At 67.6% G+C, this 22256-nt stretch carries 22 protein-coding genes; 13 read left to right on the top strand and 9 right to left on the bottom strand.

Features of this window, described 5'->3' with window-relative positions; translation table 11 throughout:
* Window positions 1-141: 141 nt before the first annotated feature.
* The gene (locus ACM1PE_RS08035; protein WP_419342937.1) at window positions 142-1005 is read left to right on the top strand and encodes a pirin family protein; all 864 of its coding nucleotides are present in this window, start codon (window positions 142-144) and stop codon (window positions 1003-1005) included.
* A 47-nt stretch (window positions 1006-1052) separates the two neighbouring features.
* Here the strand turns inward: ACM1PE_RS08035 and ACM1PE_RS08030 are convergent, their stop codons facing one another.
* On the bottom strand, window positions 1053-1511 hold the full coding sequence (locus ACM1PE_RS08030; protein ID WP_118933966.1) for a hypothetical protein: 459 nt from the start codon (window positions 1509-1511) through the stop codon (window positions 1053-1055).
* On the bottom strand, window positions 1501-1968 hold the full coding sequence (locus ACM1PE_RS08025; RefSeq protein WP_118933967.1) for a MarR family winged helix-turn-helix transcriptional regulator: 468 nt from the start codon (window positions 1966-1968) through the stop codon (window positions 1501-1503). Before ACM1PE_RS08025 ends, ACM1PE_RS08030 begins: the two co-directional genes overlap by 11 nt.
* A 217-nt stretch (window positions 1969-2185) precedes the next feature.
* On the opposite strand from ACM1PE_RS08025, the gene ACM1PE_RS08020 reads away from it, so the two are divergent.
* The 6 genes from ACM1PE_RS08020 to ACM1PE_RS07995 all read left to right on the top strand — a co-directional run bounded on the left by ACM1PE_RS08020 (window position 2186) and on the right by ACM1PE_RS07995 (window position 8589).
* A complete protein-coding gene (locus ACM1PE_RS08020; protein WP_059379371.1) occupies window positions 2186-3214 on the top strand; it encodes an AraC family transcriptional regulator in 1029 nt (342 codons plus the stop codon).
* Window positions 3215-3402: 188 nt separating this feature from the next.
* Complete coding sequence (locus ACM1PE_RS08015; protein ID WP_419342935.1) at window positions 3403-4770, top strand: sensor histidine kinase; 1368 nt, start codon at window positions 3403-3405, stop codon at window positions 4768-4770.
* The gene (locus tag ACM1PE_RS08010) at window positions 4755-6089 is read left to right on the top strand and encodes a sigma-54-dependent transcriptional regulator (protein ID WP_419342934.1); all 1335 of its coding nucleotides are present in this window, start codon (window positions 4755-4757) and stop codon (window positions 6087-6089) included. The genes ACM1PE_RS08015 and ACM1PE_RS08010 overlap by 16 nt, the downstream gene beginning before the upstream one ends.
* 301 nt (window positions 6090-6390) lie before the next feature.
* A complete protein-coding gene (locus ACM1PE_RS08005; protein WP_419342933.1) occupies window positions 6391-6903 on the top strand; it encodes a hypothetical protein in 513 nt (170 codons plus the stop codon).
* A 78-nt stretch (window positions 6904-6981) separates the two neighbouring features.
* Window positions 6982-7329, top strand: a complete 348-nt coding sequence (locus tag ACM1PE_RS08000; protein WP_059379367.1) for a DMT family protein — start codon at window positions 6982-6984, stop codon at window positions 7327-7329.
* Window positions 7330-7353: 24 nt separating this feature from the next.
* Entirely contained in the window at window positions 7354-8589 is a 1236-nt protein-coding gene (locus ACM1PE_RS07995; RefSeq protein WP_419342931.1) for an MFS transporter, read from the top strand.
* Here ACM1PE_RS07995 and ACM1PE_RS07990 read toward each other — a convergent pair.
* The 6 genes from ACM1PE_RS07990 to ACM1PE_RS07965 form a co-directional block, all read right to left on the bottom strand.
* Window positions 8534-9430, bottom strand: coding sequence for a SphA family protein (locus ACM1PE_RS07990; protein ID WP_059379365.1), 897 nt, complete (start codon window positions 9428-9430; stop codon window positions 8534-8536). The two genes, ACM1PE_RS07995 and ACM1PE_RS07990, sit on opposite strands and share 56 nt — an antisense overlap.
* Window positions 9427-11037, bottom strand: coding sequence for a phytoene desaturase family protein (locus ACM1PE_RS07985; RefSeq protein ID WP_419342930.1), 1611 nt, complete (start codon window positions 11035-11037; stop codon window positions 9427-9429). Before ACM1PE_RS07985 ends, ACM1PE_RS07990 begins: the two co-directional genes overlap by 4 nt.
* A gap of 25 nt (window positions 11038-11062) precedes the next feature.
* The gene (locus tag ACM1PE_RS07980; RefSeq protein ID WP_059379363.1) at window positions 11063-11590 is read right to left on the bottom strand and encodes a flavin reductase family protein; all 528 of its coding nucleotides are present in this window, start codon (window positions 11588-11590) and stop codon (window positions 11063-11065) included.
* Window positions 11587-12828 carry a styrene monooxygenase/indole monooxygenase family protein gene (locus ACM1PE_RS07975; RefSeq protein ID WP_059379362.1) on the bottom strand — a complete coding sequence of 414 codons (1242 nt, stop codon included), beginning with the start codon at window positions 12826-12828 and terminating at the stop codon, window positions 11587-11589. The genes ACM1PE_RS07980 and ACM1PE_RS07975 overlap by 4 nt, the downstream gene beginning before the upstream one ends.
* 20 nt (window positions 12829-12848) lie before the next feature.
* On the bottom strand, window positions 12849-13637 hold the full coding sequence (locus tag ACM1PE_RS07970) for an SDR family oxidoreductase (RefSeq protein ID WP_059379361.1): 789 nt from the start codon (window positions 13635-13637) through the stop codon (window positions 12849-12851).
* Window positions 13638-13816: 179 nt separating this feature from the next.
* The gene (locus ACM1PE_RS07965) at window positions 13817-14737 is read right to left on the bottom strand and encodes a LysR family transcriptional regulator (RefSeq protein WP_059379360.1); all 921 of its coding nucleotides are present in this window, start codon (window positions 14735-14737) and stop codon (window positions 13817-13819) included.
* A 125-nt stretch (window positions 14738-14862) separates the two neighbouring features.
* Here ACM1PE_RS07965 and ACM1PE_RS07960 point away from each other — a divergent pair, with 125 nt between their 5' ends.
* The 3 genes from ACM1PE_RS07960 to ACM1PE_RS07950 are packed head-to-tail and all read left to right on the top strand — an operon-like array spanning window position 14863 to window position 17397.
* Window positions 14863-15771 (top strand): NAD(P)-dependent oxidoreductase, encoded by a 909-nt coding sequence (locus ACM1PE_RS07960; protein WP_059379359.1) that lies wholly within the window; start codon window positions 14863-14865, stop codon window positions 15769-15771.
* Window positions 15772-15813: 42 nt separating this feature from the next.
* Window positions 15814-16779, top strand: a complete 966-nt coding sequence (locus ACM1PE_RS07955; RefSeq protein WP_419342929.1) for a Bug family tripartite tricarboxylate transporter substrate binding protein — start codon at window positions 15814-15816, stop codon at window positions 16777-16779.
* A 36-nt stretch (window positions 16780-16815) separates the two neighbouring features.
* Complete coding sequence (locus ACM1PE_RS07950; protein ID WP_419342928.1) at window positions 16816-17397, top strand: amino acid synthesis family protein; 582 nt, start codon at window positions 16816-16818, stop codon at window positions 17395-17397.
* 6 nt (window positions 17398-17403) lie between these two features.
* Here the strand turns inward: ACM1PE_RS07950 and ACM1PE_RS07945 are convergent, their stop codons facing one another.
* Window positions 17404-18093, bottom strand: a complete 690-nt coding sequence (locus ACM1PE_RS07945; protein ID WP_054459156.1) for a FadR/GntR family transcriptional regulator — start codon at window positions 18091-18093, stop codon at window positions 17404-17406.
* Window positions 18094-18267: 174 nt separating this feature from the next.
* On the opposite strand from ACM1PE_RS07945, the gene ACM1PE_RS07940 reads away from it, so the two are divergent.
* From ACM1PE_RS07940 to ACM1PE_RS07930, 3 genes are all read left to right on the top strand, one after another.
* Window positions 18268-19839: an amidase gene (locus tag ACM1PE_RS07940; RefSeq protein ID WP_059379356.1), complete on the top strand. Its 1572-nt coding sequence runs from the start codon at window positions 18268-18270 to the stop codon at window positions 19837-19839.
* 165 nt (window positions 19840-20004) lie between these two features.
* Window positions 20005-21213, top strand: coding sequence for an ABC transporter substrate-binding protein (locus tag ACM1PE_RS07935; RefSeq protein WP_419342927.1), 1209 nt, complete (start codon window positions 20005-20007; stop codon window positions 21211-21213).
* Between the two features lie 150 nt (window positions 21214-21363).
* Window positions 21364-22254 carry a branched-chain amino acid ABC transporter permease gene (locus ACM1PE_RS07930; protein WP_059379354.1) on the top strand — a complete coding sequence of 297 codons (891 nt, stop codon included), beginning with the start codon at window positions 21364-21366 and terminating at the stop codon, window positions 22252-22254.
* Window positions 22255-22256 lie beyond the last annotated feature (2 nt).

The following is a 22256-nucleotide window of genomic DNA, read 5'->3' as shown; positions in this document are numbered from 1 at the left end:
CAGCCGCAAGTTCCGGCCCCACTGTCCGATTCATGGAACAGTGCTTATCAATGCCGGGGACTACCGCCGAAGAGGTGGCGCCCTTATCTTATTAATCATGACGAACGGCCCCGATGGGGCCGCGCAACAGGAAATACGACCATGAAGAAGATCCTCGGATTGCATGCCAGCCCCCGTCCCCACTGGGTGGGCGACGGCTTCCCGGTGCGCTCCATGTTCTCCTACAACGACAAAGGCAAGAACACCAGCCCGTTCCTGCTGCTGGACTACGCCGGACCGGCGCAGTTCGAGCCGGCCGAGCATCCGCGCGGCGTCGGGCAGCATCCGCACCGCGGCTTTGAAACCGTGACCATCGTCTATAGCGGCGAAGTCGAGCACCGCGATTCCACCGGCAACGGCGGCGTCATCGGTCCCGGCGACGTGCAATGGATGACGGCGGCCTCCGGCATCCTGCATGAGGAATTCCATTCCCACGCCTTCACCCGCAAGGGCGGCGAGCTGGAAATGGTGCAGCTCTGGGTCAACCTGCCCGCCAAGGACAAGATGGCGCCGGCCGGCTACCAGGGCATCCTCAACGCGGACATCCCGGCGGTGGAACTGCCTGACGGCGCGGGCACGCTGCGCGTGATCGCGGGCAATTACGCGGGCCACGCGGGACCGGCGCGCACCTTCACGCCGATGGACGTGTGGGACGTGAGGCTGGCCGCCGGCAAGTCGGCGACCTTCCCCGTCGCCGAGGGCCGCAACAGCATGCTGGTGGTGCTGCGCGGCACGATGCTGGTCAACGGCGAAACCGTGGCGCGCGATGCGCAGCTGGCGCTGTTCTCCCTGGAGGGCGAGGACATCACCGTCGAAGCCAACAACGACGCAGTGTTCCTGGTGTTGAGCGGCGAGCCCATCGACGAGCCGGTGGTCGGCTACGGCCCCTTCGTGATGAACACGCAGGCGGAAATTGTTGAAGCGATCCAGGACTTCAACGCCGGCCGCTACGGCAAGATGCACTGAGGCAACAGGGCCGGCTGGCCTCTCGCCCCGAACAGCGGGACGGGAGGCTAGGACCGGCCCTGTTCTCGCGCGCCCCGCCGCAAGCGGCCCAGCCTGAGGCCGTCACGGATGTTCAATCCGATCAGCGTCAGGTTGGCCGCGCCTGCCGCCAGCTCCACCGCCTGCACCCCGTAGAACACCCCATCCAGCAAGCCCGCCTGCGCGCGCAGCGCCAGGAACACCGCCGCGGGAACCAGAATCAGCAAACCATTGGCCGCGATGAAAGGCATGCGTTTGCGCTTGGCCAGCAGCAGCGGGTGCCTGCCCTTGCCGCCCATCAGGAAGCCGCTGGCGGCGGTCAGCATCATGACGGGCACGAAACCCAACAGCGCATAGGCGATGGCAAGCTTGACCTGGGCCACCGCGGACGCGGTCAGGAACAGTTCGGACACCACCGTCGAAATCCAGAACGCCGCCAAAAACAGCAGCGTCGACATGGCGGCAGCGGCATGGATTCTATGTTTCATGACCTTGCTCCCCGTGCGCGGGAACGTGCGCGGCCAGCAGGCCCGCCAGCACCCTCCCCGCCGTTTCCAGTTCAGCGGCGCTGAAGCCGCCGGCCAGTTGGCGCGCGCGCTCCTTCCAGCGCGCGTCGATGGCGCCATAGACGCGCCGCCCCTCATCGGTCAGCCGGTACAGCGGCGAGCGCTTGTGTTGCGGATTGGGGCGGACCTCCACCAGTTGCGCCTCGGACAGCAGATTGAGCTGCTTCTGCGCGCCCTGGCGCGTCACGCCCATGGCGGCGGCGACCTGCGGCGCGCTCAGAGGCTGTCCCGCCAACGCCAGGGCGCCCAGCATCTGCCAGCGCGCGCTGGTCAGCGCCTGCGGCGCGACGAAGGCATCGCCCCAATCGAGCAGCGCGCCGTTCAACTGGAACAAGGTCAGGATCACCCCGGTGAGCCGTTCTTCCTTGGTTGGATTCATTGCTGGCCTCCCGGTCTTTTGGCTTAATTGACAACCAGTTTCCAACTATGGAAACTGGTTGTCAATATAAATCTCGACTGTTTTTCTGCGTACACCGGACAGCCGCCGCAAAAAACGGATAGCGTCCCCTGCCTCTGGACGGGTTTTCCACCAGTCCGCCCTGTCCGGCGCAGCTTTACTATCAAAGCCTTCAAGACCCCGGCAGTGGAGTTTCCCCATGCTCGACACGATGCAGTCCGCCACCAGCACGACTTGGCCGCCGGCCGCGCCGCGGATCGAGTCGGTCCTGGGCCTGCCGGCGCAGCAATTGTTCGCCTCCGGCGATCTGGACGAAGCCCGTTCCATGGTCGGCCGCGTCATGCGTCCGCACCACCTGGGTGTGGTCGGCGCGCTGCAGCGCCTGGACGCCCGCATGCACCACCAGCCGCTGGGCGAGGTCTCGCTGAACCGCCTGCGCTACGGCGCCAACGTCGAGATCCGTCCCGGTCCGCTGGAGGACTTCTTCCTGGTGCAGATGCCACTGTCGGGCTGCGCCCGCATCAGCAGCGGCCCGCAGCAGCTGGATTCGACGCCCGAGGTCGCCTCGGTCGTCAGCCCGGACGACGACCTGGCCATGCGCTGGGCCGACGACAACGACCAGTTCATGCTGCGCGTGGGCCGTTCGCTGCTGGAACGCACGCTGGTGGGCCATCTGGGCTGTGCGCTGGACCGGCCGCTACGTTTCCAACTGGGATTCCGCTGGCGCGAATGTCCCGCCTGGCGCTGCCTGATGAGCTATCTGCTGGACTGCTCGACGCAGCATGCCAACCTGGCCGAGCACAAGCTCATCGTGCACCAGATGGAACAGCTGGTCGCCGCCACCCTGCTGTCGGCCCAGCCCCACAACTACACCGGCGCCCTGCCCGGCCGCCGCGGCGCGGTGCTGCCGCGCCACGTGCGCAGCGTCCAGGATTACCTGCAGGCGCACGCGCACGAACCCGTCAGCGCCGAACAGCTGGCGCGCATCGCCGGCGTCAGCGTGCGCAGCCTGTACGCGGGATTCAAGGAATTCCTGGGCGTGAGTCCCATGCATTACCTGCGCGACCTGCGCATGGAGCGCGCGCACGCCGAGCTGGTCTCGGGCGAAAGCCGCAATATCGCCGGCGTGGCGTTGCGCTGGGGCTTCGCGCACATGGGGCGCTTCAGCGCCGGCTACAAGGAACGCTACGGGGAAAGCCCCAGCCAGAGCCTGCGGCGGCGCGCCTGAGGCGGCGGGCACGGACAGCGCCCGTCCAGACCCAGGCCAGCGCCGCTTCCGTCAGAAGCCAGAAGTACTGGGCGGAACGCAATCTGTCACCTCCTGCGAACGCCACCATCCTCCAGCCATACGGAAGGACGGGGAAGCGGCATGGCCCGGCTCATAAGCTATTCTTGCGAGTGCTCACACCAAGGAGAATGGCGCTGTCACCGCAAAAGTCGATTCGTCGGGATTTGGCCATCCTCTGGTTCTGGATCGTCATTGTCTCACTGGTGCTGGCCGGCCTGCTGGTGGTGCTTATTCGCCAAAGTGCCGGCCCGCAGATCGCACGGGCGCGCGACTTGGCCGCGGTCAGCTGCGAAACCCTGCGTGCCGGAGCGACACGCCTGCATCTGGCGACGACGCCAGGCCAGGCCTCCGGGACACGGCCCCTTCCCGGCGCCCAGGCCATTTTGGACCTGGCCTTACGCGACCGCGCCGGCATGGAAGGAGGGTTCTGGCAGGCGGACGCCGGGGTCGTGGCTTACGCCTTTCCCACCTACGATGGCACGGGCATCAAACGCGACCCGCCCAGCGCAGAACTTGAACGCATCGGCGCGACGGCACAGCGGGCGCTGGACGCGTCCGCACTGATCACGGACGTACGGCCAGGGCTACGCGAAGCGGTGGTCTTCGCAGCCTGTCCTGCCGATAGTTCCTTGCCGGCATTGGCCGCCTGGACGTTGGCTCGCGTTCCGCTGATAGGCAGCGACGTCATTAATTCCCTGATTCTTGCGATCAGTCTGTTGTTGAGCTCAGTGGTGCTATCAGGGATATGGCTGGGCCGCACCTTCTCCCGCTGGCGGGCACGCTCCGACGAACTGCAACGGCAATTGCAACAGGCTGAGCGGCTTGCCACGTTGGGCCGTGTGTCGGCCGGCCTCGCGCATGAGATACGCAACCCGTTGGGCACCATGCGCATGAAAGTCGAGAACGCGCTGGTGGCGCCCGAGCCCGTGCGCGAGGCGCGCGTGGCCAGCGCGCTGGAGGCGGTACTGACACAGACCGAACGCCTGGAGTCCTTGGTGTCCACGCTACTGGCCCTGACACAACCGTTCCGGGTCGAGCGCCAGCCGCTTGCTCTGCGCGCGTTTCTGGACCAGCGCATACTGACGCATGCCGCAGCAGCCCAACAGGCGGGGGTACGGCTGCTGCTGTCAGAGGCAAGCGATACTGAAATCCTGCCCGTACGCGCCTGGTTCGATCCCGTCCAGATGGCAAGGGTGTACGACAATCTGCTGCTCAACGCGCTGGCGCATACCGGCGAAGACGGCGTCATTGAGTTGGGCGCAGGCCGCACGCCGCAGGGCGCTCTGTTTTTATGGATAGCCGACAACGGCCCAGGGGTGCCGGACGGCCTGCGTGACACCCTCTTCGAACCTTTTGCCACCGCGCGTGCCGGCGGCACGGGCCTCGGGCTCGCACTGGTAAAAGAAATCATCGAAGCACACGGCGGACAAGTCCGGCTGGCGAAGTCGCCACGTGGCGCCCGTATCGAAATGGAGCTGCCATGGCCCGCATCCTGATCGTCGATGACGACGTGGCGTTTCTGGACAGTTTGTCCGAGACCCTTCATGACCTGGGCCATTCCGTGCTTCAGGCCACATCCACCAGTGCAGGCTTGAACAGGTTACGGACCGAAGCCGTGGATTTGGCAATTGTCGACCTGCGCATGCGCGATGAGGACGGCTTGGTCTTCCTACGCAAGGCCGCGGCAATCAAGCCGGTTCCGTGCATCATGCTGACGGCATATGCAAGTGGCGGCAACACCATTGAAGCCTTGCGGCTGGGCGCATTCGATCACCTGACCAAACCCGTGTCGCGCGCCACGCTGGTACAGACGCTGGAACGGGCATTGCAGCAGTCGCCAGTGGCTGACATTAACACCGCCCAGACGGAATCGAGTCCCGGCGAAGATCTTGAGCTTGTCAGCGGCAGCGAGGCCATGCGCGATGTTTTCAAGCGCATCGGGATGACGGCAGGCAGCGACGCCACAGTGCTGATTCTGGGCGAGACCGGTACAGGCAAGGAGCTGGTCGCACGCGCCGTGCACCGCAACAGCCCTCGCGCGGCGCGGGCGTTCGTGGCGGTCAACTGCGCCGCCATTCCCGCCGAACTGATGGAAAGCGAACTGTTCGGTCACGTCAAGGGAGCCTACACCGGCGCTACCAGCGATCGTGCCGGGCGTTTCCGTGAAGCGGAGGGCGGAACGCTGTTCCTCGACGAAATCGGCGATATGCCCTTGTCCACGCAGTCCAAGATTCTGCGTGTTCTGCAGGAACGCGAGATCACGCCAGTAGGCGGCACGCGCGTCGTGCCCGTGAATGTGCGCATCGTTGCGGCTACGCACCGCGACCTGCCGGCCGCGGTCGAGGCTGGCAGGTTTCGGCAAGACCTGTGGTACCGGTTACAGGTAGTGCCCATAGAGCTGCCCCCCTTGCGCGAGCGGCTGGGCGATGTCCTGCTGCTAGCCGAGCATTTTCTCCGGAGGATCGGAGGGCGGGCTCCCAAGCGTCTTACGGCTGCCGCGGCGCAACGGCTGTTGGCCCACTCATGGCCTGGCAATGTACGCGAATTGCGCAATGCGATGGAACGCGCGGCGGTACTGAGCCGCGGATCGGCCATTGAGCCGGAACATCTTGGCGTGCTAGTGGCGGACCCTGCCGCAAACGTACCCGGTATTGCACTGGATGGTCCGCTGGCCCCGGCGGTGGCCGCGCTCGAATGCGCAATGATCCGGCGGGCCCTGGCCGCAGCAAGCGGCAACCGGGCCGAGGCGGCACGCCGGCTTGGACTATCGCGACAGCAGCTGTATCGCAAACTGGCTGAACACGGGCTCGAATAAAAGTGTCCGATTCTGCGACGCCGACGTGTCAAAGAATCGGACAGCTTCTAGCCGCATGGAATCGTAGATCCATGATTTGACGGCGATTTATCCCTGGCATGGCAATTGCATCTAGACGTGGACGATCCCTACCTCCAAGGAGTTCACCATGTTTCGACGCCCACTTTGCCTGCTGGGAATGGCCTTTGCGCTCAGCGCGCCTTACGCGCACGCCGCCCCACCGCCTCCTGCTGCCCCACCGCCCTTGCCCAGGGTTGACGCTGCCGCCGACGCGGCGCAAGGCACAGTCACGCGGATGTTGATGAACCCCTATGGGGAGATAGACGGACTGCGTCTGGCCGACGGCACGCTGGTTCTGTTTCCGCCGCACCTGTCCACGGCGCTGAATGCCGCGGTCAAGCCTGGCGATGCCGTACGCATCATCGGCCGGCTGCAAGTGCGGGGTACGGTCAAAGCTGACGCCATCGTCAACACCACCAGCGGGCAAACCATCTATGACCAGCCCCCGACGCCTGGCGTGGGCTTGCCGCCTTTACCGCCTCATTTGCGCGCACAGGCGCTGCGTCCGCAACAAGTCGAGGGCCAGGTCGATGCCATTCTCACCGGGCCGCGCGGCGAAGCCAATGGCGTCATCTTGTCCGACGGCAGCATCGTCCGCTTTCCGCCCGAAAGCCTGCGCCTGTCAGTACAGCCCGGCGCGCCGTTTGCGGCCAATGGCGTGGGCACGCGCAACACCCTGGGGGTATCCATCGAGGCCATCAGCGTGGGAACTAGCCTCTCGGCGCTGCAACCCTTGTATGGCAGCGCGCCCTGAGCGCAGCGCATGTATATCGGGTCCGGCCAGCGTGCCGGCTCGAGGCCTCCCGTCGCCCATCATTTTCATTGTTCGCAAATGTCTCCAAAGCTACTACCCATCGTCTTGCTGCTGGCCTCCAACGTGTTCATGACCTTCGCCTGGTATGGACACCTCAAGTTTGGCGGCAAGCCGTTGTACCTGGTGATACTGGTCAGCTGGTTGATCGCCCTTGCAGAGTATTGCTTTGCGGTACCCGCCAACCGCATCGGCCACAACGTCTACAGCGCCGCCGAGCTCAAGACCATGCAAGAGGTCATCACGTTGACGGTATTCAGCGTGTTCTCGGTGTTCTACCTGGGAGAGCGGCTGACCTACAACCACCTGGCGGGATTCGGCTTTATCGGGCTGGGCGCCTTTTTCGTATTCAAAGGGCCGTTGAACTAGGAAACGATGATGCGGATCCGGCACATGCGCAAAGGCTCGCATCGTGCATTGGCAGGCGTGAATTTTTTCCTTGCCGATGTGCGCGACGGGCTGGGGCCCTTTCTTGGCGTGTTTCTGTTGAGCCATGGTTGGCGCGCCGACGATATCGGCTATCTGATGACAGCCGCCGGCCTGGCGGGAATGCTGGCCACGACACCGATGGGAGCTTGGGTGGACTCTTCCCATCGCAAGCGGGGCTTGCTGGCCGGCGCTTCGCTCGCCTTGATCATCGCCAACCTGGCGCTATGGGCGATGCCCGTCGTGAGCGTAACGGTGATCACGCAGATTCTTGCGGCAATCGTTGGAGCGTTGTTCGGCCCCGCCATCATGGGCCTGACGCTGGGCCTGGTCGGACCGCGCGGGCTGCCCCGGCAACTGGGTCGGAACGAGGCCTGGAACCATGCAGGCAACGTGGCGGCGGCGGCGCTCGCGGGCATCGCCGGTTACCGATGGGGCTTGTCGGCCGTATTCATGCTCATGGTCGTGATGCCTTTCGGCGCATTCTTCTACCTGCGCAGAATTCGGCCCGAGGACATCGATCATGCCGTCGCCCGCGGCCTGGACACCGCTGTCGCTGCCGGCCCAGCCGCTACGACTTGCGCACCGTCCAGTTGGCGGGTGCTGGCCCGGTCGGGGCCGCTGCGCCGAGTGGCCTTGGTGATGATGCTGTTCCATCTGGGCAACGCGGCGATGTTGCCCTTGCTGGGTCAGGCAGCCGTCTCGCGCGGCCAGGCTGACGCCAGCGCCTTCACGGCGCTTACGATCATCGTCTCCCAACTCGCCATGATTCCGGTCGCCTTGCTTGCCGGACGGTACGCCCAGCAACACGGCTACTGGAAATTGGTTGCGCTGGCCTGCTGGGTACTGCCGCTACGCGGCTTGGTCGCAGCCGCCTGGCCCTCGCCATTGGCCCTGATTCCGGTGCAACTCATGGACGGCGTGGGCGCCGGCCTTCTCGGCGTGGCGCTCCCTGGACTGGTCGCCTCGATCCTGAGAGGCAGCGGTCACGTCAACGCAGGGCTGGGCGCCGTCATGACCATCCAGGGGATCGGTGCGGCGCTGAGCCCCGCGCTTGCTGGCGCGATCGCGCAACGCTACGGTTACGGTTCAGCGTTCATTGCGCTGAGCGCAGTCGCGACAGTGGCGCTGGCGGAGGTGTCCCGCCTTAGAACGGAATCCCCAGCTTCACATACAGCTGCGCGCCCTCGGGCCGGTTCTTGACCTTGAAGTCCTGCTGCCACTTCGCCGTGAACAACCAACCTTTTTCGTTCATGTAGCGCACCGAAGGGCCGACACCGAAGGCGCGGGCGCGGCCGGCGGCGCTGTTGGGGCCGCTGTCGTCCGTGACCTGCTGGAAGGCGTAGCCGCCCACCCCCAGCACCCAGCCCTTGCCCACGCCCCAGCCCAGCGCGTAGTCGGCGTGCAGGGCCTGGCCCGAGCGCGTGTCGGTGGCGGAATTGGTGAAATTGAAGTCGTACATGACTTTCAGGTCGGCGTTGAAACCGTCCGGACTGATGCGGCTCAATGCGAACACCGGCTGCGCGGTCCAGTAGTTCTTGCCCAGGCTGGACGGGTCCTTGCGGTCGTACTCGCCGGTGGGTGCGTACATGTCCAGCCCCACTACGTAATGCAGGCTTTCGGACGGGTGATAACCCAGCGCCACGCCCAGCGTCATGTCGCCCAGGCCGGTGCTGCGGTTGCGCTGTCCGGCCGCCTTGGCGGTCACGTCCAGCAGCGGCGCGATGGCATGGAAGGCCAGCTGTCCGCCCATGACCTGCTGTTGCGTGACCCAGATCAGGCGCGGGGCCAGCACGTTGACGTCCACCTTGAAGCCGGGCACCGGCACGCGCTGGCCGTCATTGCCGCGCAGCGTGTCGTAGCGCGCCCCGCCGGCATAGACCAGCATATGCACGCCCGGCGGCGGCAGCGCGCCCGACATGAAGTTTTCCAGGCCGTCCGGGTAGATGCCCAGGCCGCCGCCCTCGGTGGCCTGGGCCCCCGCGCTGGCCAGCGCCAATGCCAAGGCGCTGGCCAGCCGCCGGAGTTTCAGGTGTCCGTTCATGTTCCCCTCCTGCCTATTTGTTGTGCGACGAGATAGCCGGAGCCGCCGCCGAGGCCGGGGCCCGGGTGGGTGGCGGCGCCGATGTGAAAGAGATTCCGCAGCGGCGTGCGGTGGCCGCGCGCGCCCTGGTCGCCGGCAAAGGGCCGCAGCCAGAAGAACTGGTCGGGCGAACACACGCCCGAGTAGGGATCGCCGCCCACCAGATTGCAGTTCAGCCCTTCCAGGTCCGCCGGCGAGTACGCGCGCCGGCCGACGATGCGCCGCGCCAGGCCTGGCATCACGCGCTCCATGCGCGCCTGCACCCGGTCGGCCATCGCCTCGCGCAAGGCCTCGTTCCAGCGGCCGTCGGCGGGCGCGGCCAGCTCGCCCGCGGCATCGCCCTTGATCCGCGCCGGCAGTTCCTGCATCTGCACCCACAGGATCCAGCCGCCGGGCGGCGCGCGCGTGGGGTCGACCGCGACGGGCTGGCCGATGGCCAGCGTGGGACGCGCGGGCAGCAGGCCGTTGTTGGCCTCGGTCACCGAGGCGCAGACCTGCTCCATGCTCTCGGTCAGGTGCACCAGCGGCACGTAGCGCAGCTCCGGCGTCAGCCAGTCCGGCGGCGCGTTCAGCGCAAAATGGATCTGCATGCCGCCGCGGCCGTACCGATAGCCGGCGGCGCGTTCGCGCACGGCGGGTGGCGCATCGGGCAGCAACCGCCCGTACAACTGGCCGGGCGTCACGTTGCAGACCACGGCTTCTGTCGCGCGATACTCGCGTCCACCCGCCAGCACGCCCACCGCACGGCGCCTCTTGCCCTGGCCGCTAGTGATGACGCGTTCGACCTCGACGCCAGTCTGCCAGTGGCCGCCGTGCCGTTCGATGACGGCGGCCAGCGCGTCCACCACGCCGCTGCCGCCGCCCTTGACCACCGGCATGCCGCCGGCCACCACCGCGGCGAAAGTCAGCTTGCCGATCAGCGCGGAACAGGCATCGTCCGGACCCAGGCCGGTGTGCAGCACCCAGGGCGCGATCAGCGCGCGCGCGGCATCCGACTGCAGCGCGCGTTCGGACCAGCGGCGAAAGCTCTCCATCGAGTCGGCGGCAAAGGCCGCGAGGCCGTTCATGCCGCGCTTGCGCCATTCGCCGAACAGCAGTTTGAGCATGCCCGCGCCGTAGGGGTTCTGCCCCAGCAGGCCGAAGGTCAGCGCCGCGTCCTCGCCGAACAGGCGCTGCGCCATCGCGCCGAAGGCCGCGCCGTCGCCGGGCGCCCAGGCATCCAGCCGCCGCGCGCTGTCCGCCACGTCCTGCTTCAAGGCCAGGCCCGAACCGTCGGGCAGCACCAACCCGGTGGCGTACTCGCCCTGCATGAATTCCAGCCCGGCCTCGTGCAGCGCGGGCTTGAGCGCCGCGTAGGCCGGGCTGCCCATGAACAGCGGATACCAGCAGGACAGCACGTCGTGGCGGTAGCCGGGGAACAGCTCCTCGGTGCGGATGCAGCCGCCCAGCCTGTCGTTGCGTTCCAGCACCAACACGGACTTGCCGCGCTGCGCCAGCAAGGCGGCGCAGACCAGCGAATTCATGCCGCTGCCGACGATGATGACCTGCGCCTCTGACTCCAGGGGCATGATGCGCTCCGATGAAAGTGGGCCGCTATGCGGCGGTCAGCGCGGTAAAGCGCCCGGCATGGAACACCAGGGGCGTGGCCGCCACGCTGGCCACGCGCAGCACCCGGCCGAACAACAGCAGATGGTCGCCCGCGGGGCTTTGCTGGTCGTTGGCGCAGACCAGGGTGGCCACCGCCCCTTCGATGGCGGGCACGCCTTCCGGCACGTCGTGCACGGGCGCCCCCGCGAACTTGTCCGGCACCGCGGAACTGGCAAAGCGCATTGCCAACTCTTCCTGGCCGCAGGCCAGAACGCTGATGGTGAAGTGGCTGCAATCGCGGAACGCCGCCAGGTTGGGCGAATGGTTCACCAGGCTCCACAACACCAGCGGCGGGTCCAGCGACAGCGAGGCGAAGGAGTTGATGGTGAGCCCGACCCGGCGGCCGTCCGGACAACGCGTGGCGACGATGGCCACGCCGGTCGGATAGCTGCCGAGCACGCCGCGCAGGACCTTGGGGTGCAGATCGGTGCAGCCCCAGTCCAGGGGCAGGCCCGCCGCGCAATCGGGCTTCATGCCGCCGCCCGCGCCGGCTGCGCCGCGATGAAGGCTTCGCAGGCCGTGGCGTCGCCCCACCAGGGGTACAGCGACGGCGGATGGTTGAAGCCGTTGGCGATGGTACTGGCGATCGCCGGCGTGTGGTCCGCGGCCTGCAGCAGCTTGAGCAGGTGAGGCGGCGGCGGCAACAACATCGAATTGGTCCATTCCACCACCGCGCCCGCGTAGTCCCAGAAACGCTCGAAGGTGCGCTGCATCCATTCCGCCGTGAAGGTGGCGTCGCCATGCGACAGGATCGCGTCCAGGTACACGGCGCAGGCCTTGGTGGCGTTGTTAGAGCCCTGCCCCGTGATCGGGTCGTTGGTCACCACCGCATCGCCCAGGCCGAACACCAGCCGGCCCGACGGCAAGGTCAGCACCGGCTTGCGCACCGTGGGCGCGAAGCTGCCGGCCAGGATGCCGTTGGCGTCGGTCAGCTCCACCGCGCTGCAGCGCTCGGCCTCCCAGGGCAGATAGGCGTGCAGGATATGCAGGCTTTGCGCCAGATGCTCCTGCGGGGACTTGATGTCGCGCCAGCAATCCATCGGACCACCGGGTACGCCTTCGAACACCATGATCTCGCAGGGACCGCTGACGGTCAGCGCCGGAAACACGAAGTACTCGCCCACGCCCGGAATCAGGTTGAAGGCGACGCGCGAATGCTCCGGCGCCGGGCGCATGCCGTGCACATAGGTCAGCGCCAGCGCGCGCTGCGGCCGGTCAAAGCGCGAGCGCAGCGCATCGCGCTCGAACAGTTTGACCACCTCGCCCTTGCCCGCGGCCAGCAACACCAGGTCGTGCGAGGCCGCCAGCAATTCGAGTTCGGCCACGCCGCCGTCCTGGATCAGCAGCCGGCCGCCGCGCGCGGCGAACAGCTCCATCCAGGCGGGCATCTTGATGCGCTGGTCCACCGCCTGCGCGGGACGGTCCAGGCGCGCGACCCAATCGATCAGCTTGTGGCCGGGCCGCTCAGGATGCGGTATCGCCAGGCCGATGCCGTCGACGGTCGGACAGTCGGCCTCCCACTGATTCAAACCCAAGTCACGCTCGACCTGCAGCGAGGCATCGAACATGCACTGACTGGACATCACTTTGCCGCGCCGGATATCGTCCGGCTCGCGGTTGGTGACGACAGTCACTTCATACCCTTTGTCCAGCAGTCCCAACGCCAGGGGCAGGCCGGCCTGCCCTCCACCCACGATCGCGATTCGACGCATGTCTGTTCTCCTTTGTATGGCTAGGCGGCCAGGCGCGGAATCGCGGGCTTGGCCTGTTCGGGGCCCATGGCGGAATAGCCGCCGTCCACCGCGTAGTCGGCGCCGGTGACGAAGCTGGCATGGTCTGAAAGCAGGAAGGCAACCACCTCTGCCACTTCGGCCGGATCGCCGGCGCGGCCCAGCAGGTGGTAGTCCGCAGCCACCCGGTCGGTCTTGGCGCGGTCGCCCTGCGTCAGCTCGTCCATCACGCGCGACCAGGTCCAGCCTGGCGACACGGAGTTGACGCGTATGCCGTCGGCGGCATAGTCCATCGCCATGTTGCGGGTGACCTGCAGCAGCGCCGCCTTGGACACCGGATAGAGCCAGCGTCCGGTCTGCGCGACGCGCGAGGAGATGCTGGTGAAATTGACGATGGCCCCGCCGCCGGCGGCAAGCAGATGCGGATGGACCGCGCGCGCGGCCATCACGGCGCTGACCACGTTCACGTCGAGCGCGCGCAGCCAGTCGGCGCGGCCCGATGCGGCGCCGTCGTCCAGGTAGGTCGCGGCCAGGTTGACGAGAAAATCGATGCGGCCGAAATGCGCCGCGGCATCGGCCACGCCGCGTTCCAGTTGCGCGTCCTCCGCGATGTCCACCGGCCAGAAGCGCGTGCCGGCCGGATCGGCGGCGGCCACGCGTTCGCCGCCGGCCGCGTCGATATCGAACAGCGCCACGCGCACGCCGTAGGCGCGCAGCGCGGCGACCACGCCCGCGCCGATCAGCGTGGCGCCGCCGGTCACGATGGCCACTTTATTGTCCAGACCCTTCATCGCATCACCTCACCGTTGGCTGATTGAGTGAGGCGAATACTGGCGCCGCGCGCCGCGGCCGCGTTAGCCGGATCCGGCCGACGCTATCCGCAAACTGCGTTTATTCGAGGCAAGCTTGCGCCAGGTCCAACAGGCGTGTCCGGAAAATGCGCCGGCTGTCCGTTCCCTGCGGATGCCGGCTACGCAGCCGGCCGGGCGCGGCCCGGCTTGCGCGAGGTCCGCGCGTGCTCTTTGATCAGGCGCACGAAGCGCTGCACCTGGCGGCCGGGGCGCTCGAAGCGCGAACGCACCAGGCTCAGCGACAGCGGGATGGACTCGCGCAGCGGCCGCGTCACCACGCCGGGCCAGCCCTGCTGCCCGACCGAGAACTCGTCGACGATGGCCACGCCCGCGCCCACCCGCACCAGGGCGCAGGCCAGTTCGGCGCGCACGATTTCCACGGCCGGATTCCAGCCGACGCCGGCACGCTGGAAGGCCGCGGCCACCAACTGTCCGAACGGAATGTTGCGGTTGTAGAGGATCAGCCGGCACTCGGCCAGCTCGGCCAGGCTGACCGCCCGTTTTGCGGCCAGGGCATGGCCTTGCGGCAAGATGCAAACCATCTCGCCGGTGGCCAGCGGCTCGACCACCAGATTGGGATGGTCTATCGGCAGCACCGACACGGCCAATTCCGCCTTGCGCCCCAACAGCTCGTGCGCCATGTCGGACAGCAGCGTGGTGTGGAACTTGAGCCTGACGTTGGGGTACAGCTCCATGTACTGCGCGATCACGGGCGGCACGAAGTTCAACGCCAGGCTGGGGCTGGAACACAGGGTCAACGCGCCCTCCGGCCGCTCGGCCAGGTCGCGCGCCAGTTCGTCGATGCGCAGGGCTTCGTCGAACAACGGCCCCACCTCCTGGAACAGGCGCTGCGCTTCAGGGGTGGGCGTGAGCTTGCCCTTGTCGCGTTCGAACAGTTGCAGGCCCAGGCTTTGCTCGGTATGAGCGATGAGGCGGCTGACCGCGGGCTGCGACACGAACAGCAGCTTGGCTGCACCGTTCATAGAACCGGTCAGCATCACCGCCCGGAACGCTTCCATCTGCCTGAGCTTGAATCGCATGGCTGATCCGATAATCGTTTGTTATAACCCCTGGCCAACTTAGCATAAGCGCTGAAATCACGCATTCATTAGCATCCCAGATGGCTCCTGGCGCGCTTTCCAGGACGATTCGATAAAGGGAATGCATGACACTCACAGTAGGTTTCGTGGGCCTGGGCATGATGGGCCTGCCCATGCTGGAAAACCTCGCCCGCGGCGAGGAGCGCTACAACATCCTGGCGTATGACCGCGACCCCGCGCGCCTGGAGCGCCTGGCGGACCACCCCGCCTGGAACCAGACGCTCAAACCGGCCGCCGGCCTGCAGGCGCTGGCCGCCTGCGACGTGGTCATCACCATGCTGCCCGACAGCGCCATCACCAACGCGGTGATCGAAGGCGAACACGGACTGGCGGGCGTGATGCGCCCCGGCTCCGTGCTGCTGGACATGGGTTCGTCCAGCCCGGCCGAAACGCTGCGGCTGGCGCCGCTGTTGCGCGCGGCGGGCGTGACGCTCATCGATGCCCCGGTGTCGGGCGCGGTGGCCAAGGCGGCCGCCGGCACCCTGGCCATCATGGTGGGCGCCGATGCCGACGGCCTGGCGCGCGTGCGCCCGCTGCTCTCGCGCATGGGCGCTTCGCTCATCCACACCGGCGCCGTGGGTTCCGCCCATGCCATGAAGGCGCTGAACAACTACGTCTACGCGGCCGGCCTGCTGGCGGCCAGCGAAGCGCTCCTGATCGCGCAGCGCATGGACCTGGACCTGGAAGTGTTCACCGACGTGCTCAACGCCTCCAGCGGCCGCAACGTCGCCACCGAAACCAAGCTGCGCCAGTTCATCGTGCCCGGCAGCTACAACGGCGGCTTTGCCCTGGCGCTGATGGCCAAGGACCTGCGCACCGCCGATGCGCTGCAGACCCTGGCCGGCGTTCCGGCCTCGCAGCTGTCGCTGTGCACGGCGCTGTGGCAGCGCGCGCTTGCCGACATGCCCGCCGGCGTCGACAACACCGAAATCCACCGCTACCTGCAAGGCCTGGAAGCCCCGGCGCCGGCCTGAAGCGCCGGACGCCAACGATAACGAGATCCACAGGAGACAAGCATGAAACGATCCGCCGCCGCGCTTGCGCTGGCGCTGGGGCTGGGCGCGCCGCTCGCGCCCGCCGTCGCCGCGGGCTACCCCGACCACCCCATCCGCATGGTCGTGCCCTTCCCGCCAGGCAGCATCACCGACGTGGTGGCCCGCAGCCTGGGTAAAGCCATGGCCGACGATTTGGGCCAGCCGGTGGTGGTGGAGAACAAGCCCGGCGCCAACGGCATCATCGGCACCCACGACGTGGCCCGCGCCAAGCCCGACGGCTACACCCTGGTGGTGGTGGGCGTGTCCACGGCGGCCAGCGGCGTGAGCCTGTTCAAGGACCTGCCCTACAACCCCGCCACCGACCTCGCGCCCATCGGCGCCGTCGCCGAAACGCCCTATCTGCTGGTGGGTTCGCCACGCATGCCGGGCACCCAGGTATCCGATCTGTTTGCCTACGGCGCCCAGCATCCGGGCAAGCTGACCTATGCCTATGGCTCGGGCAGCGCGCAGGTGTTCGGCGCCAAGCTCGCGGCCATGGGCAAGATCAACGTCACGCCCGTACCTTATCGCGGCGGTCCGCAGGCGCTCACCGACGTCATCGGCGGCACCGTCGACCTTACCTTCACCGATCTGGCCAACGGCCTGCAGCAGGCGCGCGCCGGCAAGGTCAAGACCTACGGCGTCAGCACCCCCGAACGCTTTCCGCTGGCCCCGGACATTCCCACGCTCAACGAAACCGGCGCCGCCGGCTTCGACCTGACCGTGTGGTTCGGCCTGATGGGTCCGGCCGGCCTGCCCGCGCCCGTGGTCGAACGCCTGTCGCAATCGCTGGGCAAGGCCCTGGCCAACGGCGAACTCAAGCAGACCTATGAACGCCAGGGCCTGAGCGTCAAGCAGCAGACGCCGGCCGAATTCGGCGGCTTCGTGCGCGCCGAGATCGACAAATGGGCCGCCATCGTCAAGGAAACCGGCATTCCGCCGCAATAGAACACCCTCTTTCAACCGCTACCAGGAATTCCCCGCATGTCGCTGATCGATATCCGCAAACGCTGCCTCATAGTCGAGACCACGTATCACGAGAACGGCCCGGCCCCCGAACGCCCGCTCAAGCTGGCGGCTTCCTGCGCCGTCATCCGCAATCCCTACGCCGGCCGCTACGAACCGGACCTGATGCCCTTCATGGCGGAACTGCGCAGCCTGGGTACGCTGCTGGCGACCGAGCTGGTCGAAACGCTGGGCGGCAAGGACCAGATCGAGGTCTACAGCAAGGCCGCCATCGTCGGCCTGGATGGCGAAATGGAGCATGGCGCGGTCTGGCACGAGGCCGGCGGCTGGGCCATGCGCAGCGTGCTGGGCGAACCCAAAGCCATGGTGCCCGCCGTCAAGGCCGTGGCCGTGGCCGGCTACCGCATGATGGTGCCGGTGCACTACATCCACGCTTCGTATGTGCGCAGCCACTTCAACAGCATCGAGATCGGCATCCAGGATGCGCCGCGCGCCAACGAGATCCTGTTCGCCCTGGTCATGGGCACGGGCGGCCGGGTGCATTCGCGGCTGGGCGGACTGACCAAGGAAGCCGTGTCCGTGCACGACGGACAGCGCTAGGGAGACTCAGGCGCCCGGGATCGTCAGCGACAGGCCCGCGCGGTCGGCCACGTTGCAGATATGGGCGCGCATGGCGCGGCGCGCGGCGTCGGCGGAACCGGTGGCCAGCGCGTCGATGATGGCCGCGTGCTCGTAGATCGGCTCGCGCACGCGCGCCGGATCGGCGAACGCGACCTGCCGGCTGCCGTCCACCACTTCGGCGATGTTCTCGGCCAGGTCCAGCAGCATGGGGCTGCCGGCGATCTCGTACAGGCAGGCGTGGAAGGCGCGGTCGCCTTCCGACATGGCCACCAGGTCGCCGGCGTCGGCGGCCTGCTCCATGTGCGTGATGGTGGCGCGCAGGCGGGCCAGCCCCGCCTGGGTGACGACGCCCGCGGCCAGGCCGGCGGCCAACTCCTCCAGCTGGTTGCGCACCAGATAGACGTCGCGCAAGGCATAGCGGCCCTGGAAGCGCCAGCGGCCGTAGGCGCTGCCCAGGCCTTTTTCGCCGGGCCGAGCGATGAACACGCCGCGGCCAGCTTCGCTGCGCAGCAGTCCCAGCCCTTCCAGCATGGTGATGGCCTCGCGCAGCGAGGCGCGGCTCACGCCCAGTTCCTCGGCCAACTGGCGCTGCCCCGGCAGCTTGCCGGCCTCGGCCCAATCGCGCTGGCGGATGCGGGCCTGCAACTGCTGGGCTATGTGTTCGACGGTGTTCATCGCGGAATTCTCAAGGCAGGGGTGCGCGGCTACCGCCCGGTTTGGCGTTGACAGCCATATACTGCCTGGGCATTATGACATTCAACTGGTCTGACCGGTTAGGATAAAGCCGTACTGCAAAGCGCCCCGGCACGGCCGCGGGCCCCACGCACTCTCTCGTACATAGCGCCGCTCATGACCGACCTCTACGATCGATTTGCCCGCGCCGTCGACGCCATGGCCCGACTGGCTGACTACCCCTATTCCGAACGCCGCCAGGCCTGGCTGGACCGGCTGCGCGTCAATCTGCCCGAACTCACCGTGCTGGACTCGCTGGCGCCGGAAGCCGAGCTGGGCTACCTGGCGCCGCCGCCCGCCGCGCCCGCTGAACGGCTGCCCGCCGCGCAGGCCGGCCGCGGCGTCGCGGTGTCGCGCCACGCGCGCGGCATCGCCGCGATTGCCCGCGAATGCCGCGAGGACCCGGCACGCGCCGCCGACGCCGCCCGCGCCGCGCTGGCCGCAGCCCGGCAGCAGGCCGGTCTGAATGCCTTCATCAGCCTGTCCGACACCCCGGCGCTGGACGGCGCCGCGGCCGCGGCCGCGCGCAGGCTGCGCGAAGGCGCGGCCATGCCGCTGATGGGCGTGCCGATCGCCGTCAAGGACCTGATGCAGGTCGCAGGCTTTCCCCAGACCAACGGCAGCGGCGGCCTGAAGCCGCCGCCCGCGTTGCACGATGCGCTGGCCGTGGCGCGGCTGCGCGAAGCCGGCGCGCTGGTGGTGGGCACGACCAACCTGCACGAGCTCGCCTACGGCATCACCAGCGAAAACCCGCATTACGGCTGGGTCGGCAATCCGCGCGGGGCGGGCTATACCGCGGGCGGCTCCAGCGGCGGCTCGGCCGCGGCGGTGGCCGCCGGCATCGTCCGCCTGGCCATCGGCACCGACACCGCGGGCTCCATCCGCATCCCCGCCGCCTGCTGCGGCGTGGTCGGTTTCAAACCCACCTTCGACGCCATTTCGCGCGAGGGCGCGCAGGCGCTGGGCGCCAGCCTGGACCACCTGGGTCCCATTGCCGCCAGCGTGGCGGATGCCGCCCTGGCCTATTCGATCATGTCGGGCCAGGCCGAACGCACCGTCAGCGCCGGCGCGCTGACGGGCCTGCGCGTGGGCGTGCCGCGCAATTACTTCTACGACCCGCTGGCCGAGGACGTGGCGCAGGCAGTCGACCATGCGCTGGCGCGGATGCAGGCCGACGGCGCCACGCTGGTGCCGCTGGACCTGCCCGGCGTCGAGCACAGCGCGGCGCTGCAATTCGCCACCCTGTGCAGCGAAGCCACCGACATCCACTGGCGCCGGCTGGTCGACCAGCCCGAGACGCTGGGCGACGACGTGCGCGTGCGCCTGGAGATCGGCCAGTTCTTCCCTGCCACCTGGTACACGCGGGCGCAGCGCGGCCGCGCCGCGCTGGCGCGCATGTTCGACCAGGCGATGCAGTCGGTGGACGTGCTGGTCACCCCCACGCTGCGCATCGAGCCGCCGCGCTCCGGCGCCGGCGCGGTCACCATCGGGGGCCGCGAAGTGCCGCTGCACACCGCCGTCACGGGCCTCACCATGCCCTTCAACCTGACCGGCATGCCGGCGTTGACGCTGCCCTGCGGCAGCGGCCGCAACGGCTTGCCGCTGGGCTTGCAGATCGCCGGTGCGCGCGGCGCCGATTGGCGCGTGCTGAACACGGCCGCGCGCGTGGAAAGCCTGCTGGCGGCCTGACGCCGCCAGGGCCGGCGCCATCGCCGGCCCCGGTCTCCATGCTGGTAAGCCCTAACTGGTCAGACCGGTACTACAAGATTACAAACAAGCAGAGTTCCCGCCCGCCGACGCCTCGCCCGCGCGAGCGACGGCATCGCCGTTGATCCTTTCCAAAAGGAAACCACGATGAAACTGCTCCGCTTAGCCGCAGCCGTATCCGCGGTCGTACTTGCCTCTGCCGCCCACGGCGCCGATCCTGTCGTCATCGGCGTGAGCATCGCGCAGTCCCCGCCCGGCTCGGTGGTGCAAGGCACCCAGGTGAAGGACGGCGTGGAAATCATCGCCAAGATGATCAACGACAAGGGCGGCGTGCTGGGCCGGCCGCTGAAGATCGTCTACGAAGACAACCAGGGCATTCCGGAAAAAGGCCGCGCGGCGGCCGAGAAACTGATCTCGCGCGACAAGGTCGTGGCCGTGACGGGCGGCCACCAAAGCTCGGTCTGCCTGGCCGAAATCGAAGTCGCGCACCGCTACAAGGTGCCCTACGTCAACACCAATTGCTGGTCCGACGACGTGCGCGCCAAGGGCTATCCGGAAGTCTTCAATCCGGCCAACTACAACACCCGCGTCTCCAGCGCCATGGCCGACACCATCGCGGCGCTGAAGGTCAAGAACGTGATCGCCTTCGCCGAGAACACCGACTACGGTATCGGCCAGGCCAAGCTGCTGGGCGAGTTCCTCAAGAAGGCCGCGCCGCAGACCCAGTACAAGTACGTGGCGCTGGACCGCGCCGGCAAGGACTTCACGCCGGCCGTGCTGCCGTTGCGCGCAAGCCCGCCGGACCTGGTGGTCAACATCATGCTGCCGCCGGCCGCCTACATCCTGATGAACCAGCTCTACGAACAAGGCGTGGCGCCCAGCGCCAAGACCTGGTTCTACGACGGCGCCGGCATCGCCGACTATCCGGACTTCTGGAAGAACGTGAAGGAAGCCGGCAAGTACATGCTGGCCTTCGGCCTTTACCACCCGCAGATGCCCATGCCGCAGATGGGCCTGGACGTGGCCGCCACTTACCAGAAGCAGGCCAAGACCGAACCCAATCGCCTGATCTTCCAGGCCGCGGACTCGGTGCTCCTGATCGCCCGCGCCATCGAAGAGGCCAAGTCCACCGACAGCGCCGCCATCATCAAGGCGCTGCAAGGCATGCAGTTCGAAGGCGTGCGCGGCAAGTTCGGGTTCTCGCAGCAGCCCGGCTACACCTACCAGCAGTGGGTCGACATTCCCTACGTCACCTATCAGCTGACCGAGGTGGACCAGCCACTGAGCAAGACCACGCTGATCCAAGCCACCGGCCAACCGCTGCAGGTCGACAAGCTGGTCAAACCGGCCAAGTAATGGTGCCCCCCACGCCGCGCCTTCGGCTTGCTGCCCCCCGAGGGGGCGCTTTTTGCCTTGGGGCGGCCCGGCGGCGAAAAGAACCGGATCGTCTCGACAGCATGACCGCAACACAGGCCGGGGCCCCGCCCCGGCGCCAGGGAGAATCGAGTGCTGGCATTGGACCTGTTCGTCAACGGCCTGATCATCGGCCTGTACTACGCGCTGATGGCGGTCGGCCTGACCATGATCTTCGGCATCCTGAAGGTCGTGAACTTCGCCCATGGCGAGTTCTACATGATAGGCGCCTACACCTACACCCTGGTGTCGCTGGCCCTGGGCGTACCGCCCTGGCTGGCGCTGCCCGTGGCAGCCGCCGCTGGCGCGCTGCTGGGCTGGGCCACGGAACGCTGGCTGATGCGTCCGCTGTATGCGGGCTACGGCTCCTGGGGGCTGATGAAGGACGAGTACGCGGTGGTCGTTACCTTCGGCCTGTCGCTGCTGCTGATCAACCTGGTGGACAAGGTCGTGGGCCCCTACCCCATGCGCGGCCCGGCGCTGTCCGACGTGACGCGCATGGCGATCGGCCCCTTCATGATGAGCGGCCAGAAGCTGATCACCGCGGGCCTGTCCATCGTGCTGCTGATCGGACTGGCGCTCTTCATCAAGCGCTCGCTGTGGGGCCGGCAGGTGCAGGCGGTGGCGCAGAACCGGCTGGGCGCCTCTATCGCCGGCATCGACACGGCGCGCGCCAGCAGCATCATCTTCATGGCCTCCGGCGTGCTGGCGGCGCTGGCCGGCGCGCTGCTGGCGCCGGTCATCAACCCGGCGCCGGACGTGGGCGCGTTTCCGGCGATCAAGTCCTATGTGATCGTGGTCATAGGCGGCATGGGCTCGATTCCCGGCAGCATCGTCGCGGCGCTGGCGCTGGGGGTGCTGGAGAGCTTCGGCGCGGTCTACCTGTCCTATGACTACCGCGACACCTTCGGCCTGGCCTTGCTGATCCTGATCCTGCTGTTCCGGCCCAAGGGCCTGTTCGGCGAGCGCGCGCGGGAGGTCTGAAC

Origin of the sequence: Achromobacter sp. PD1, from assembly GCF_048541815.1 — a bacterium.
Classification (GTDB): Bacteria; Pseudomonadota; Gammaproteobacteria; order Burkholderiales; family Burkholderiaceae_B; genus Achromobacter; species Achromobacter bronchisepticus_A.
This window is presented reverse-complemented; position numbering and strand designations above follow the sequence as displayed.